General features: G+C 66.8%; 14 protein-coding genes and 5 pseudogenes. 12 read left to right on the forward strand and 7 right to left on the reverse strand.

What is annotated here, in order from left to right:
- The first annotated feature begins 13 nt into the window (after positions 1-13).
- Positions 14-1,270, forward strand: coding sequence for a formyl-CoA transferase (frc, locus tag ABZ312_RS37005; protein ID WP_500329811.1), 1,257 nt, complete (start codon positions 14-16; stop codon positions 1,268-1,270).
- Positions 1,271-1,325: 55 nt separating this feature from the next.
- On the opposite strand, the pseudogene ABZ312_RS37010 reads toward frc, so the two are convergent.
- Positions 1,326-1,651: pseudogene (locus ABZ312_RS37010) on the reverse strand (transposase); the annotation flags it as partial.
- A 233-nt stretch (positions 1,652-1,884) separates the two neighbouring features.
- On the opposite strand from ABZ312_RS37010, the pseudogene ABZ312_RS37015 reads away from it, so the two are divergent.
- The 6 genes and pseudogenes from ABZ312_RS37015 to ABZ312_RS37040 form a co-directional block, all read left to right on the forward strand.
- Positions 1,885-2,001: pseudogene (locus tag ABZ312_RS37015) on the forward strand (DciA family protein); the annotation flags it as partial.
- The gene (locus ABZ312_RS37020; protein ID WP_500439616.1) at positions 2,002-2,640 is read left to right on the forward strand and encodes a hypothetical protein; all 639 of its coding nucleotides are present in this window, start codon (positions 2,002-2,004) and stop codon (positions 2,638-2,640) included.
- A gap of 783 nt (positions 2,641-3,423) precedes the next feature.
- On the forward strand, positions 3,424-3,693 hold the full coding sequence (locus tag ABZ312_RS37025) for a hypothetical protein (RefSeq protein WP_500439617.1): 270 nt from the start codon (positions 3,424-3,426) through the stop codon (positions 3,691-3,693).
- 93 nt (positions 3,694-3,786) lie between these two features.
- Entirely contained in the window at positions 3,787-4,041 is a 255-nt protein-coding gene (locus tag ABZ312_RS37030) for a hypothetical protein (RefSeq protein WP_500439618.1), read from the forward strand.
- A 416-nt stretch (positions 4,042-4,457) separates the two neighbouring features.
- Complete coding sequence (locus ABZ312_RS37035; RefSeq protein ID WP_500439619.1) at positions 4,458-4,682, forward strand: hypothetical protein; 225 nt, start codon at positions 4,458-4,460, stop codon at positions 4,680-4,682.
- Positions 4,672-4,935 carry a hypothetical protein gene (locus ABZ312_RS37040; protein ID WP_500439620.1) on the forward strand — a complete coding sequence of 88 codons (264 nt, stop codon included), beginning with the start codon at positions 4,672-4,674 and terminating at the stop codon, positions 4,933-4,935. Before ABZ312_RS37035 ends, ABZ312_RS37040 begins: the two co-directional genes overlap by 11 nt.
- Before the next feature lie 21 nt (positions 4,936-4,956).
- On the opposite strand, the pseudogene ABZ312_RS37045 reads toward ABZ312_RS37040, so the two are convergent.
- Positions 4,957-5,112 (reverse strand): annotated as a pseudogene (locus tag ABZ312_RS37045) (LexA family protein); the annotation flags it as partial.
- Between the two features lie 132 nt (positions 5,113-5,244).
- On the opposite strand from ABZ312_RS37045, the gene ABZ312_RS37050 reads away from it, so the two are divergent.
- Positions 5,245-5,700 (forward strand): hypothetical protein, encoded by a 456-nt coding sequence (locus ABZ312_RS37050; protein ID WP_500439621.1) that lies wholly within the window; start codon positions 5,245-5,247, stop codon positions 5,698-5,700.
- 130 nt (positions 5,701-5,830) lie between these two features.
- On the opposite strand, the gene ABZ312_RS37055 is transcribed toward ABZ312_RS37050, so the two are convergent.
- From ABZ312_RS37055 to ABZ312_RS37070, 4 genes and pseudogenes are all read right to left on the reverse strand, one after another.
- Positions 5,831-6,517, reverse strand: a complete 687-nt coding sequence (locus ABZ312_RS37055) for a TetR/AcrR family transcriptional regulator (RefSeq protein ID WP_500439622.1) — start codon at positions 6,515-6,517, stop codon at positions 5,831-5,833.
- Between the two features lie 41 nt (positions 6,518-6,558).
- Entirely contained in the window at positions 6,559-7,314 is a 756-nt protein-coding gene (locus ABZ312_RS37060; protein WP_500439623.1) for an SDR family oxidoreductase, read from the reverse strand.
- 582 nt (positions 7,315-7,896) lie between these two features.
- Positions 7,897-8,112: pseudogene (locus tag ABZ312_RS37065) on the reverse strand (LexA family protein); the annotation flags it as partial.
- 40 nt (positions 8,113-8,152) lie between these two features.
- Positions 8,153-8,401 (reverse strand): hypothetical protein, encoded by a 249-nt coding sequence (locus ABZ312_RS37070; protein WP_500439624.1) that lies wholly within the window; start codon positions 8,399-8,401, stop codon positions 8,153-8,155.
- Between the two features lie 30 nt (positions 8,402-8,431).
- Between ABZ312_RS37070 and ABZ312_RS37075 the strand changes: the two genes are divergently transcribed.
- Together ABZ312_RS37075 and ABZ312_RS37080 are read left to right on the forward strand one after the other, a co-directional pair.
- Positions 8,432-9,202: an alpha/beta hydrolase gene (locus ABZ312_RS37075; protein WP_500439625.1), complete on the forward strand. Its 771-nt coding sequence runs from the start codon at positions 8,432-8,434 to the stop codon at positions 9,200-9,202.
- Between the two features lie 169 nt (positions 9,203-9,371).
- Positions 9,372-9,881, forward strand: coding sequence for a Dps family protein (locus ABZ312_RS37080; RefSeq protein ID WP_500439626.1), 510 nt, complete (start codon positions 9,372-9,374; stop codon positions 9,879-9,881).
- A gap of 36 nt (positions 9,882-9,917) precedes the next feature.
- On the opposite strand, the pseudogene ABZ312_RS37085 reads toward ABZ312_RS37080, so the two are convergent.
- Positions 9,918-10,082 (reverse strand): annotated as a pseudogene (locus ABZ312_RS37085) (GNAT family N-acetyltransferase); the annotation flags it as partial.
- A gap of 673 nt (positions 10,083-10,755) precedes the next feature.
- Between ABZ312_RS37085 and ABZ312_RS37090 the strand changes: the two are divergent.
- Together ABZ312_RS37090 and ABZ312_RS37095 are read left to right on the forward strand one after the other, a co-directional pair.
- Entirely contained in the window at positions 10,756-11,784 is a 1,029-nt protein-coding gene (locus tag ABZ312_RS37090) for a sulfite oxidase (protein WP_400805131.1), read from the forward strand.
- Between the two features lie 135 nt (positions 11,785-11,919).
- Entirely contained in the window at positions 11,920-12,558 is a 639-nt protein-coding gene (locus ABZ312_RS37095; RefSeq protein ID WP_500439627.1) for an HD domain-containing protein, read from the forward strand.
- Positions 12,559-12,828 lie beyond the last annotated feature (270 nt).

A 12,828-nucleotide genomic window follows, 5' to 3' on the forward strand; every position in this document is an offset into this window, starting at 1 on the left:
GAAGGAAGCCACCATGAGTGAAAAGCCGCTCGCCGGGATCAAGGTGATCGACTTCACCGGGGTCCAGGCCGGCCCCGCGTGCACCCAGATGCTCGCCTGGTTCGGCGCCGACGTGATCAAGGTCGAGCGTCCCCAGGGCGGCGACGTGACCCGCAACCAGCTGCGGGACGACCCCGACCTCGACGCGCTGTACTTCACGATGCTCAACAGCAACAAGCGCTCGCTGGCCATCAACACCAAGACCCCCGAGGGCAAGGAGGTCATGGAGAAGCTGATCCGCGAGGCGGACATCCTGGTCGAGAACTTCGCGCCGGGCGCCATGGACCGCATGGGCCTGGGCTGGGACCACATCCACGAGCTCAACCCCCGCCTGATCTTCGGGTCGGTCAAGGGCTTCAACGACGACTCGTCCTGGAACGACCTCAAGGTCTACGAGAACGTCGCCCAGGCCGCCGGCGGCGCCGCGTCCACCACCGGCTTCTGGGACGGCCCGCCGACCATCAGCGGCTCGGCCCTCGGCGACAGCAACACCGGCATGCACCTGCTGATCGGCCTCCTGACGGCGATCATCCACCGCAACGCGACCGGTGTGGGGCAGAAGGTGTCGGTGTCCATGCAGGACGCCGTCCTCAACCTGACCCGCGTCAAGCTCCGCGACCAGCAGCGCCTGGAGAAGATCGGCTACCTGGAGGAGTACCCGCAGTACCCGAACGGCGAGTTCGGCGACGCGGTGCCCCGCGGCGGCAACGCTGGCGGCGGCGGCCAGCCGGGCTGGATCCTGAAGTGCAAGGGCTGGGAGACCGACCCCAACGCCTACATCTACTTCACGGTCCAGGAGCAGAACTGGAAGCGCACCGCCGAGGCCATCGGCCGGCCCGAGTGGGTCGACGACCCGGAGTACACGACCGCCAGGGCGCGGCAGCCGCACATCTTCGAGATCTTCGCGGAGATCGAGAAGTGGCTGGCCGACAAGACCAAGTACGAGGCGGTCGACATCCTGCGCAAGTGGGAGGTGCCCTGCGCGCCCGTCCTCAGCATGAAGGAGCTCGCCGAGGACCCGGACATGCGCAAGAGCGGCACGATCGTCGAGGTCGAGCAGAAGGGCCGCGGCACCTACCTGACGGTGGGCAGCCCCATCAAGTTCTCCAACTTCAAGCCCGAGATCAAGGGTGCCCCGCTGCTCGGCGAGCACGGCAGCGAGGTCCTGGCGGACCTGGGGTACGACGCGAACGACATCGCCAGGCTGCGTGAGGGCAAGATCATCGTCTGACCCGGACAGACCCACGGGTGCCCCGCGCGATCCGTGCGCGCGGGGCACCGGTGTCTCCGTACGGCGAAGCCCCGGTCACCCAGGGGACAGTGATCCCGGCGTCCAGCGCAGCCTCGATCATCTCCTGGGCCAGACGGGGCTTGGTGGCGAAGTGCACCGTCTCGGGTATCCCGGCCGTGTCACGGCGTTCGGGGTCATTGGACCAGGAGTGTCGTCGGTCGATCAGGGCCCCGTCCCCGGCCGGTGGCCGGGGCGAGGAACACACCGATCTGCGCGTTCTCGATGCGCCCTGCGGTGCCGGTGTACTGCCTTTGCACTCCGGCCGAAGACCCGCCCCCTTTTCAGGAAGCCGGTTTCGTCGACGACGAGGACGCCGCCATCGAGCCCAGCGGCATCGACCTCGCCCGCGTAGCGCTACGGGCCGCGCAGGAGGATGCCAAGCAGCGCCGCGCGACCGCGTCGACGAAGCACAGCAGGCGGCGAACCGGCGCGACGCTGGCACGCGGCGCGGGACGGGATCCGGTCGGCCTCGGAGCCGCGATCAGCGGACTCATCGCGGCCTGCGGCTGGGAGACCCGGTCGCCAGCGGCAGCCTGGTCGACCAGTGGGCCACACTGGCTCCGGAACTCGCCGCCCACGTCGCTGTTCTGACCTGGGACGAGACCACCGCCACCCTGGAGTTGCTGGCCGATTCACCCGCCTACGCCACCCAAGCCCGCCTCCTGCAGAATGTGCTGCTGCAGCGCATCGCCGAGACGGCCGGGCTCGAGGCAGTCTGCACCATCAAGATCCACCAGCCCGGCAACATCACCCGGGCGACACGCCCGGTTCCCGAGCCGACCCATGGCTCACCGCTTACCGCTCCTGCGCAGGCGGAGCACCCGGTTCGGTCCCGAGCCGACGCGCCAGCCGGGTATCACCTCGCGCTCGCTGCCATCCGAGACGCTGCTGGAGCCGCCGAACAGACGGGCTTCGAGCGGGAGAGCCGAGAACGGGCTGCACAGCATGATGCCGCGTTGCGCAGCAACCGGGAGCCGGAGGAGGTCTTCGCCGACGGCCAGGCCGCTATCGAGGCCGCACCATCCCGGGCCGTGAGCAGAAGCGACGACGCGCGGCTCTGCGGCCTGGAATACCAACGGCATCGCAAAAAGGCCAGCCTCCAGCCCTCCGGCGAGCCAGAATGCACCGCTCCGCATGACGAGCGTCCCGGCCAGCAGCGTGACTCCGTGTCCACGGCGCAGCCAGCCGCAGTGGACGGAGGCCAGGGCGCAGATGCGCCGGGACGGGCAATTACGTTGACGCGCCTTCGTTCAGACCTTGCCCAGGACGCGCCAGTTCAGTGGGGGAGCTTTACGTCGGTCTCCGGGTGACTGTTGTCGTCCCGGAGGACGACCGCAACCGTGGCCCGCGAAGATCGCCTTGGCCAGCTTGGGGTTGCGATCCTCGGTTGTCCTCCGGGACGACCGAGGATCGCAACACCCTCGGCGGCACGGTCGAGGTCGACCTCCTCGGGGTGGCGGTCGTCCTCCGGGACGACCGAGGATCGCGACATGACGACCCGGCCCGACCGCTCCAGTGGCCCCTCGTGTGGCGATCGCCCTTCGGGACGATCGAGGATCGCAACTCCGTGAGCGCCACCGGAATCCTCTCCTCTCTCAGTGTGGCGGTCGTCCTTCCGGACGGCCAAGATCGGACATGGCGAGCGGAGCCGGCGCCACACCGATCCAGAGGTGGCGGTCGTCCTCCGAGGCGACCAAGGATCACAAAGTGCGAGAGGTGAAGCGACTTTGGCCGAACGCCCCCGTGTAGCGGTCGTCCTCCGGGACGACCGAGGATCGCAACCACGCGGGCGACGACCAGGTCCGTGCGCGGCCCGGACGGTGGCGGTCGTCCCCCGGGACGACCGAGGATCGCAACTTGTGGACGCGCAGGGTCGTGGCGATCTCCACGACCGGGTGGCGGTCGTCCTCCGGGGCGACCGAGGATCACAACAGCTACGTCACGTACTCCGGCCTGATGGGAGACGGGTGATGCAGGGGCTTCAACTGCTCCTGGAACACAGCTGGTTCCTCGCCGACCTGCCGCTCATCCACGTGAGATCCGTGTCGTGGGACGCCTTTGAGGCCGAGGCTTCGATCATGTTCTGACGGCTGATGGGCGACCATCCCGTGGTGCCCATGTCGACGATGAAGTACCGGAGCAACACGATCGAGAGCGGCAGTCTGTACCTGGTCGACCGCGACCGCGGCCTCCACCTCTTGCGACCCTTCCTCACGACCGAGGTGTGCCAGACGTGCCACAACTGGTCGACCTTCCACGCGGACAAGGAGAGGGGGCAGCTCGTTCAGAAGAGCCTCGAGCACGGCCACCACTACCCGTACACCGCAGACACCCGAGTCCTCCAGCAGGTCGGTCTGCTCTGACCAGAGGCTGACGTCAGGGCTCAGCGACATTTGCGTTGACGTGCCTCGCCGCTTGGGCAAGGCTGATCAGGCACGATGTGCACGGAGGCAGGCATGGCAACCTACGAGCGAAGCCGCGCGTGGATAGTGCGCGCTGGCGAGTCGACCACGCACGTGGCCCTGGACGCCTGGGCCCATGGACAGATCACCGTGCGAGTCGATACCGACTTGATGACCAGGATCACCGGCCTGCCCAAAGACCGCCTGTGCGGAGTGGCCCTGACCGACCTGGTCAATCCGGCGGGGATCACCGAACGAGAGGCCGATGCCCACGACTGGGCGCTGCCGTCCGCTCGAAGCGCAGCGTGACCCCTAGCCGATGGCCACCACCTTCGTCGCTTACCTGCAGTTCCACCGCGGCGGCCCGACTGTCACCGGAAGCTGGGACACCCACGACACGGCGCTGCGCGCCTACCGGAGCTACGTCGGTCTCTATGGCAACCCGGACCCGGACTCAGAGGTGATCATTAAGCTGCTGGAGGAGACCGACGGCCACCGCAAGGTCCTCAGCGGTGGACTCGGGACGGCGAGGTCGACGGCCCTGCCGAGGCATCTGACGAATCCCCTGTGTGAAGGGAAGGGCCAGTGGACGATCACGGCATCCCAATTCAACCCCGGTCGGATTTCCCGTACCGTGGTGGCACGCACCCAGCGTGCGTGCCACCACCGGCCACGTGACCGCCAGCCACGATTCGGTCCCCAGCTCCATCCCAGGAGACGCCGCGATGACAGCACAGCACCCCCAGTCCGTTCCCGAAGGCCTCGAAGAGGGCCAGCCGGAGGCGCTGCTTGCGTCCGCGGCCGCCGAACGTGAGTCAGCGGAAGCACTGGCTGGCGTCCTGGAAGACATCGCTGCGCACGGTGTGCCTGCCTTGGAGGACTGCGTGCCGGCCGCCGAGGCGCACGAAGCGATGTGGGCCCGGGTCAGTGGGGCGGGGCGTGTCGCCTAGTCACTCCCGGCCGCGCAAGGCGGAGGTCTTCTACAGCCCCCTCGCGCACAGCCAACTGGAGAAGATCAGCACGGTTCAGCAGGCGAGCGCGGTCGAGCGGGCTCGCGGGGCCCTGGAGGCCCGACCGGACATCGGCGTGCTGAGGCCCGACGGCCTGCGGGACTACCGCGACGACGAATCCGGCGTCCGTTTCGTTTACTTTTTGACCATTCGGAATACGATCATCATCGTGGCCTATCTCGAAGTCGACTGAGAGCCGCTGCCGACGGCCTGGTCACAGGGCTCGCACCACCGCCACGACCTTCCCCAGGACGGTGGCGTTCTCCCCCTCGATCGGAGCGAACGCCGGATTTTCCGGCAGCAGCCATACCCGGTCGCGCTCCCGCTTCAGCCGCTTCACGGTCGCCTCGCCCTCGATGAGCGCAGCCACGTTCTACGGGGTTCCTACAAGTGTGGTGTGACGTGGTGCGAGTGTGCCTCGTTGGTGCTTGGACGCTCGTACTCGCGGGGTGTGGCTCTGGGGCGGGTTGTTGCATGATCCGTCAGAACACCGGAGTTTCACATGCGGGCTTTCCCCGTGGCCCTGCCCTCGGGCACGCGGTACTGGACCGTCCTCGATGACGACCTCCTCGTCGTCCCCATCGCCGACAGCTGGGGGCGATACCAGCGCTTCGGTCGCAGCCGAGCTGAACTCACGACCAAGACGAACGCGGGAGGTGCGGCGCTCTACCTCCGTTGGTGCGGCGCAACGGGTCGTGACTGGAGGAAGGGCGCTCGCGACCTCGGCTTGTTCATCGTCTGGCTGAAGCACACCCCCTCCCGAGCGGATGACGATGGTCCTGTCGTTGTCCGGTCCGGTCCGGGCGGCACGCCGGGTCGCCGCGAGCGGCGGATTAACGTCGTGCTCTCGGCGGCGCGCGGGTTCCTTTCGTACGCGGTGTCGATCGCCGAGGCGCCGCGGTCGGCGCTCGGGCAGCTCTACGAACTGGGCGACAGCCGGGACCTGCCATCGCGTTGATCACTGGTCGATGCTCACGCCACCGGGCGCAAGGCCGGGGTGTACGCCGGCAGTACCGGGAGGGCGCGTGCACCTGTCCCGGTAAGGGGACGTATCGGGGTTGTGGCAGGGTGAAGTGGTGGTGCGGGGTTCAGGATCCGGTGCTGTAGCGCTTGAGCATGAGGGCGACGGCTTCGTCCACGATCGCGGGATCAGTGGGGCTGGGCGGGACGAAGTCGGTCCGTACGAGTTGAGGCCACAGCAACTGGCTGCAGATCATGCCGAGGAACTGCTCGGCCACGACGGATGCGGACTGCGGCTGTCCGTCGGCCGAACGGAAGTCGAGTGTGCCGGCGTGTGCTTCGGCCTCCAGGTAGTCGCGGAGCCGGTCGAAGAAGGGTCCGCGGTCGATGGCGAAGCCGGTGCCGACGATGTCGGCGAGTTCCGGCATCTGGGGAAGCTCGGTGATGATGAGCCGGCACAGCGCCGCCGTGCCGGGCCGCGCGACCAGGCAGGCGTAATCGCGGCCGATGTGGTCCAGACCGAACCGGGGATCACCGGGCGGGGGCGGTGCGGCGTACTCCACGTCCAGCTGCCATTGCTCGGAGGTGACGGCCGCGAACAGCGCGGCCTTTGTGGGGTACCGCTTGAAGAGGGTGCCGGTGGAGACGCGGGCCTGCTTGGCGATCTGGGCGAGGGAGGTCTTGTCATATCCCCGCGCGAGGAAGAGGTCGCGGGCGGCGCGGATGATGCGCGCGCGGTTCTCCTCTTTGATCTGCGCGTGATACCCGGCCTGGCACGTGTCGCCACCGGTTACCGCTCGGTCCTCCACCGACATACCTAACGTCCCTCGCCCGTCGCCCGGCCGCGTCCTCGCTGTCAGAGGACGGTCTGGCCTCCGTCCAGGATAAGGTCCTGGCCCACCGCGAAGGCGGAGACATCGGAGGCCAGGTACACGACGGCTTCCGCGACCTCCTCGGGCAGACCCATGCGACCCAGCGGGATGCCGGCGCTGATCCCCTCCAGGACCGCCGCCTGCACCGCGGGGTCCTCGATCCCGAGCTTGGAGTAGAGCGGGGTGTCCACCGGGCCGGGGCTGACCGCGTTGAAGCGGATGCCGTGCGACTTGAGCAGGTCCGCGTTCCACGACCGCATCAGGGACCCGACAGCGGCCTTCGTGGCGGCGTAGGCGTTCGAATTCCCGTAGCCGCCGTGCGCGCTGGCGGACGCGTTGAGGATGACCGAGGACGGGTTGGCCAGCACCGGCACCAGGGCCTGCGTCAGGAAGAAGACACTCTTGACGTTGATGTCGAAGAGCCGGTCGAAACTGTCCTCCGTGTGGTCCTCGAACGGCCGCCAGTCCGAGACGCCGGCGTTCAGGAACGCCACGTCCAGCCCCCCGAAGTGCTCACCCACCTGCTTGGCCAGGCCGCGCTGCGCATCGAGATCGCGTGCGTCGGCCTGCACCACCGGCACCTTGTCCCCGAGGATTTGCCGCGCCCTGTCGATGCTGGCCGGGGTTACGCCCGTGACCAGCACGTCGGCCCCCTCCGCGATGAAACGCTGCGCGGTCTCCAGACCGATCCCGCTGGTGCCGCCGGTGATGAGGGCGCGCTTGCCCGCAAGACGAGTCATGTTCATTGTTCCTTGCCGAGTCGAAGGTGAGTCGATGGACTTACCTTTTTGAAGGTAGCTCCCGCGCTACCTCTATGGCAAGTCGATCCACTTACCTTAGGACCTGAAGCGGTCCGGCACTGCCGGAGAAGGTGGTCGGTACCGACTCAAGGACATGGCGCCGCCGTCTGCGACGAGCCGGCCGATGCTGGCTTTCCCAGCGCCGGGCGACCCCGCAAGGTGGTGGAGGTGAGGCGCCGCTGGGCGACCATGCGGGCACAGCAGTGGCGTCCACCGGCGAGGACCTGGCGCCGCGCGGTGTTCGCGTGAACACCGTCTCCCCGGGCGTCGTAGCCAGTCGGCTGTGGAGCGGACCCGCACGGTTTCGGCGGCAAGGTCGCCGCCACACTCGATGTCGGCCACGGCGACCAGCTCGCAGGCCTGCCCGGGCAGGCCTGCATCGCCTCGGGGCGCCTACGGCGCGCCCCTTAGAACCTGATCGGGTGATAGGGCCACACCTGTTGCACGAGGTAGCGTCCTTCGTACTGCTGCTGAGCTGCACTGATCCTTACCGGATCACGCTGCACGACGGTTGACCCCGCTAGAAGCCACGATGTCACCGTTGTCCGCCGCCGGCTGCTGCCGCACCGTCACCCAGTCCCCGTCGCAGATCGCGGCGCCCGTCATGGAATCCCCAGCCACCTTCAGCGCGAACAACTCGCCATCACCGACCAGTTCACGCGGCAGAGGGAAGAACTCCTCTACGACTTCCTCGGCCAGGATCGGGACGCCCGCCGCGATCCGGCCCAGAACCGGCACGAACACCGGCGACGGCAGCTCCGGCATCTCCAGCTCTGCCTCAGTTGCCGCCGCTCTGCCCCTCGCTTTCGGAATCCTGTTCGAAGTCAATGCCGGGGCCAGCGCTACGACTTCCACCACGGCTGTCCGCAAGGCCACCGAGCCCGTTCTCGAGCGCGACGCGCAGGTCTTCGCGACCGCCGCTGCACAGAACCCGCCGATCTACACGCTCAGCTACGCCGACGCCCGCAAGGCGCTCGACGACGTACAGAGCAACCCGACCGATCTGCTGCCGGCCGACATCAGCCACCGCACCCTGCCGGCCGGGCCGACCGGCAAGGTGACGGTCCGCATCGTCCGGCCCAAGGGCGCCACCGGAAAGCTGCCCGCCATCATGTACTTCCACGGCGGCGGCTGGGTCCTGGGCGATGAAGGCACCCACGACCGCCTCGTCCGTCAGATCGCCAACGGCGCCCACGCGGCCGTCATCTTCGTCGACTACACCCCCTCGCCCGAAGCGCGTTTCCCCATCGCCATCGAGCAGGCCTACGCCGCCACACAGTGGGTTGCGCAGCACGGCCGCGACATCGATGTCGACGGCTCTCGCCTCGCCGTCGCCGGCGACTCCGTGGGCGGCAACATGGCAACCGTCGTCGCACTCATGGCCAAGCAGCGAGGCGGCCCGGCACTGCGCGAGCAGGTCCTCTTCTACCCGGTCACCGACGCCAACTTCAGCACCTCCTCGTACCGCCAGTTCGCCGACGGACCGTGGCTGACGCGCAAGGCCATGCAGTGGTTCTGGGACGCCTACGCCCCGAACAACAAGGTCCGCAAGAACATCCTCGCCTCTCCGCTGCGCGCCAACCTCAACCAGCTCAAGGGGCTCCCGAAGACCCTCGTCATCACCGAGGAAGCCGATGTACTGCGCGACGAGGGCGAGGCCTACGCCAACAAGCTGCGCGCCGCCGGAAACGACGTGACCTCGGTGCGCTACCAGGGCATGATCCACGACTTCCTCATGCTCAACGCCCTCGGCAAGACCAACGCCGACAAGGCGGGGATCAGCCAGGCGAACGCCTACCTCTACGACGGGCTGCACGACAAGCACTGAGTTTCGGCACGCCGCTCCGGCGGCGGATGCGATCTCTGCTCACGGCCAAGGACGTGAGATACGGCGCTCCCGGGCTTCTTGGCACCGGGAGCGCCGTCAGCGCCCCACAAACGTTCGACACCGCGATCCGGCGGCCGTGCGTTTTCAAGATGTACAGAAAGGAATCCCCATGACCGTGTCGAGCACAGCTTTCGGTACGCGACGACGGAAGGAGGGAGCTGTCAGCGGGTTCACGGCGTCCCCGCACATGGCCGATGCCCTGCAACAGATCCTTGTCGATCTGATCGAGCTGCATCTGCAGGCCAAGCAGGCCCACTGGAACCTGGTCGGCCGCAACTTCCGCGATCTTCACCTCCACCTGGACCAGATCGCCGATGCCAGCCGCGACGCCGGCGACACCGTCGCAGAACGAATGCGAGCGGTCCATGCGGTCCCCGACGGCCGCTCACAGACAGTGGTGACCACCACGACACTGCCGGAGTTCCCGGCAGGCGAGCAGGACACCACAGTCGTCATCGACATCGTCACCAGCCGCCTTCGGACAGCGACCAGCACCGTTCGGGATCTGCACGACGTGGTCGACCGCGAGGATCCCGTCACCGCCGACCTACTGCACATGATCACCGACGTCCTCGAGAAGCACGCCTGGATGATGAGCGCCGAAAATGTCTCGGAGTAGAACGTTCCCCGTCCGCCACCTTCCGCACGAGGCAGGTCACGAGGTGAAGTGCGTCCAATGTTCCATCGTCCTGAATCCCAGCGCCTGGTAAACCGAGATCCCCATAGGGCTCGAGTGCAGGTATGCCGCTCTCGCCCCACAGTCCCGCTCAGCGGAGATCGCCGCTGAGGTCACCGCCGAGCCGTAGCCGCGGCCGCGGCACGCGGGAGCGACCGATCCGGTTCGCCACCGTCACGGCGGGCTCAGGAATGCTTGGTAGACACGAAGCGTCCGGGACTGATCGGTAAGTGCGAGCGCAGGAAGTGCCTATGGCAGGCCAGCCAAAGGGCTTGCGCCTTTCTGTTATCGTACGTGATCGGCGAGCGGTATTGAAAAGCGTCGTGGCAGCGAGGTCACCGTGGGTTCAAATCCCACGCTCTCCGCACTAGGCCGGCGAAGGCGCTGGGCAGAAGGGGTGCCCCAAGAGACGGGGGCGCCCCTTCTTCGTGCCCGCGGCCGCCCGTGCTCAGAGCACTCACAACACCTGGGAAGTCTACTGCCACCCCTTCCACGTGCGGTTCGCCGATCTCGCCCTGGAACCCGTCGCACCGCCGGAGCTCCCAGAAGAGATCTCCGGACCCCAATGGACGGTCTTCCGTATCCCGCTGGAGTCGGACGCGCTGCCCGTTTCCGATCTCTTTGAACGGCAAGCCGCAATCCGCTATGGCACAATAATATAAGAGGTTAGGCCAGGTGGGGGCCTCGGGAAGAGACTCAAGCCAGCCTTGGGAGGCGATGCGCCTTGAGTGGTCCCCTACGCGGAAGCGAGCCTGATCATCCCTCACTTGAGGGGGTTAGAAAACTAAAAGTTGTCAAGCCGACTCCCCTCGAGCTCATGGAGGACGCCGGGACCGGTCTAGACTACGGGATTCGGCCGGACCGCATACCTGGCTACATCACCCCTATCGACCGCTTCTTCCTTCGCAGCCACACACCGACCCCCCATCTAGACGCGGCGAGATGGTCGCTCCGGATCGAAGGAAGCGGGGTACGGGAGCCGATCACCTACACCTACGCCGATTTGGTGGATCACTTTCCGCTGGTCTCAATGGTCCGAACGATCGAGTGCGCCGGTAACCGCCGTGTGCTGTTCGGCGCAGAGTACAAACATAAATTCCAAGGTACCCAGTGGGGCCGCGGCGCGATCAGTACTGCCGAATGGACCGGCATCCGGTTGCGCGACCTGATCGAACCGGCGGGGATCACCCCGAGAGCCTGCGAGGTCATGCCGGAAGCGCTCGACGAGATCAGGGCCCGCCGGCCCATGCCGCTGGCCAAGGCGCTTGCCGACGACACCCTGCTGGCGCTGACCATGAACGGCGAGACGCTGCCGCTCGATCATGGGTACCCGGCTCGGGTCGTGGTGTCCGGATGGCTCGGTGCCGCCAGCATCAAGTGGGTGGGCCGGATCGAAGTCTCCGAACATGCGCTGCACGTTCCGTGGAACACCGAGGACTACGTACTGATCGGTCCGGACTACCCTCCGCAGGCGCCCTCACTCGGTATGCCGATCACCGGCATACCGGTGGCGAGCCTGGTAGAACTGACCTGGCCAGCAAGGCTGCGGCCGGTACCGCAAGTCATCCGGGGGCGTGCGTTCGCGGGAGAGAACCAGGTCACAGCGGTGGAATACCGCATCGACGAGGGTTCCTGGCAGGAGGCGTCCCTGGCTCCGCCGGAGATACCGGGGGCGTGGGTACGCTGGCAGTTCAGCTGGGATCCCGAACCCGGCGATCACACCATCCGGGTACGCGCCACCGACGACCAGGGCCGTACCCAGCCCGACACCGTCCCTTGGAATGACCTGGGCTACTGCTATCACCCGGTGCTGTCCCACCCCATCCGTGTCGAATGCACGACCTGAGGCCGTATCAGGGCTCGGAGAACAGGCGGGCGAACTCCAAGTTCCCCCTGGACGAGAAAACTCGAACGCACAACCTTCTGATGCAGATGGACGCACTTTCCACTCGCAGCGCCGAGACCAGAAAGAGCACAGCTCATGACCGAAATTATCGCAGGGGTGGAGGTCCCCGAGACGGTGGCGGTCGCCGAAGCCACCCGCCACATCCGGCGGATGACCAGCCCCCTCATCTTCCATCACTCCCGGCGCGTCTTCTTCTTCGCCTCGCTTCATGCTTGCGAGGTCGGTCTGCGGCCGGACCCGGAGCTGCTCTACCTGTCCGCCATTTTCCACGACCTCGGCCTGCTGACGCCCTTCTCCGACGTGGAGCAGCGCTTCGAGCTCGATGGCGCCGACCACGCACGCAAGTTCCTGCTAGACCGCGACTTTTCGGCCACGGCCGCCGACGTGGTCTGGGAGGCGATCGCGCTGCACAGCACGCCGAGTATTCCCGGCCGGATGGGCCCGGAGATCGCCGCCACAAACCACGGCGTGCTGACCGACGTGCTGGGCGTAGGTTTGGAGGAGCTGGATCGCGGCCTGGTAGACGAGATCACCGCTGTTCATCCGCGCGGCGATTTCAAGAACGGGTTCCTGCAGGCCCTTCTCGAGGGAACCAGAGACCGCCCGGACACCACCTACGCCACCATAAGTTCGGACGTATTGGTGCACTTCATTCCCGGTTTCCGTCACGTCAGCATGGTTGAGAAGGTCATGGGTTCGGCCTGGCCGAGCTGATCGGAGCAGTCGAAGTGATCAAAACCCTGCAGGAAGCAACGTGGTGAGACAGGGCGCTCCTCGTCGCCAACTTTGACGAGGTAGTCCTGAACGAGGACTGTGCGGTGCGCATCGCTTGCGACTGGAACGTGCCCGCCTCTGGACCCGGTTACGTGACCCGGTTCGAGATCGATGCGGAGTCCGTGAAGCGGTATCCAGTACGCCAGGCGGGGGTCAGACAATTCTTAGACGCTGTTGTCTTTCCGTACTTGATCGCTGACTTTCTGCTGG

It is taken from the genome of Streptomyces sp. NPDC006207, assembly GCF_040613835.1.
Lineage (GTDB): Bacteria > Actinomycetota > Actinomycetes > Streptomycetales > Streptomycetaceae > Actinacidiphila.

Excerpts from the sequence above, each read along its gene's own strand:
- frc (WP_500329811.1), top strand. The coding sequence starts at position 14 with ATGAGTGAAAAGCCGCTCGCCGGGATCAAGGTGATCGACTTCACCGGG.
- ABZ312_RS37025 (WP_500439617.1), top strand. The coding sequence starts at position 3,424 with ATGGGCGACCATCCCGTGGTGCCCATGTCGACGATGAAGTACCGGAGC.
- ABZ312_RS37030 (WP_500439618.1), top strand. The coding sequence starts at position 3,787 with ATGGCAACCTACGAGCGAAGCCGCGCGTGGATAGTGCGCGCTGGCGAG.
- ABZ312_RS37035 (WP_500439619.1), top strand. The coding sequence starts at position 4,458 with ATGACAGCACAGCACCCCCAGTCCGTTCCCGAAGGCCTCGAAGAGGGC.
- ABZ312_RS37050 (WP_500439621.1), top strand. The coding sequence starts at position 5,245 with ATGCGGGCTTTCCCCGTGGCCCTGCCCTCGGGCACGCGGTACTGGACC.
- ABZ312_RS37055 (WP_500439622.1), bottom strand. The coding sequence starts at position 6,517 with ATGTCGGTGGAGGACCGAGCGGTAACCGGTGGCGACACGTGCCAGGCC.
- ABZ312_RS37060 (WP_500439623.1), bottom strand. The coding sequence starts at position 7,314 with ATGACTCGTCTTGCGGGCAAGCGCGCCCTCATCACCGGCGGCACCAGC.
- ABZ312_RS37080 (WP_500439626.1), top strand. The coding sequence starts at position 9,372 with ATGACCGTGTCGAGCACAGCTTTCGGTACGCGACGACGGAAGGAGGGA.
- ABZ312_RS37090 (WP_400805131.1), top strand. The coding sequence starts at position 10,756 with ATGGAGGACGCCGGGACCGGTCTAGACTACGGGATTCGGCCGGACCGC.
- ABZ312_RS37095 (WP_500439627.1), top strand. The coding sequence starts at position 11,920 with ATGACCGAAATTATCGCAGGGGTGGAGGTCCCCGAGACGGTGGCGGTC.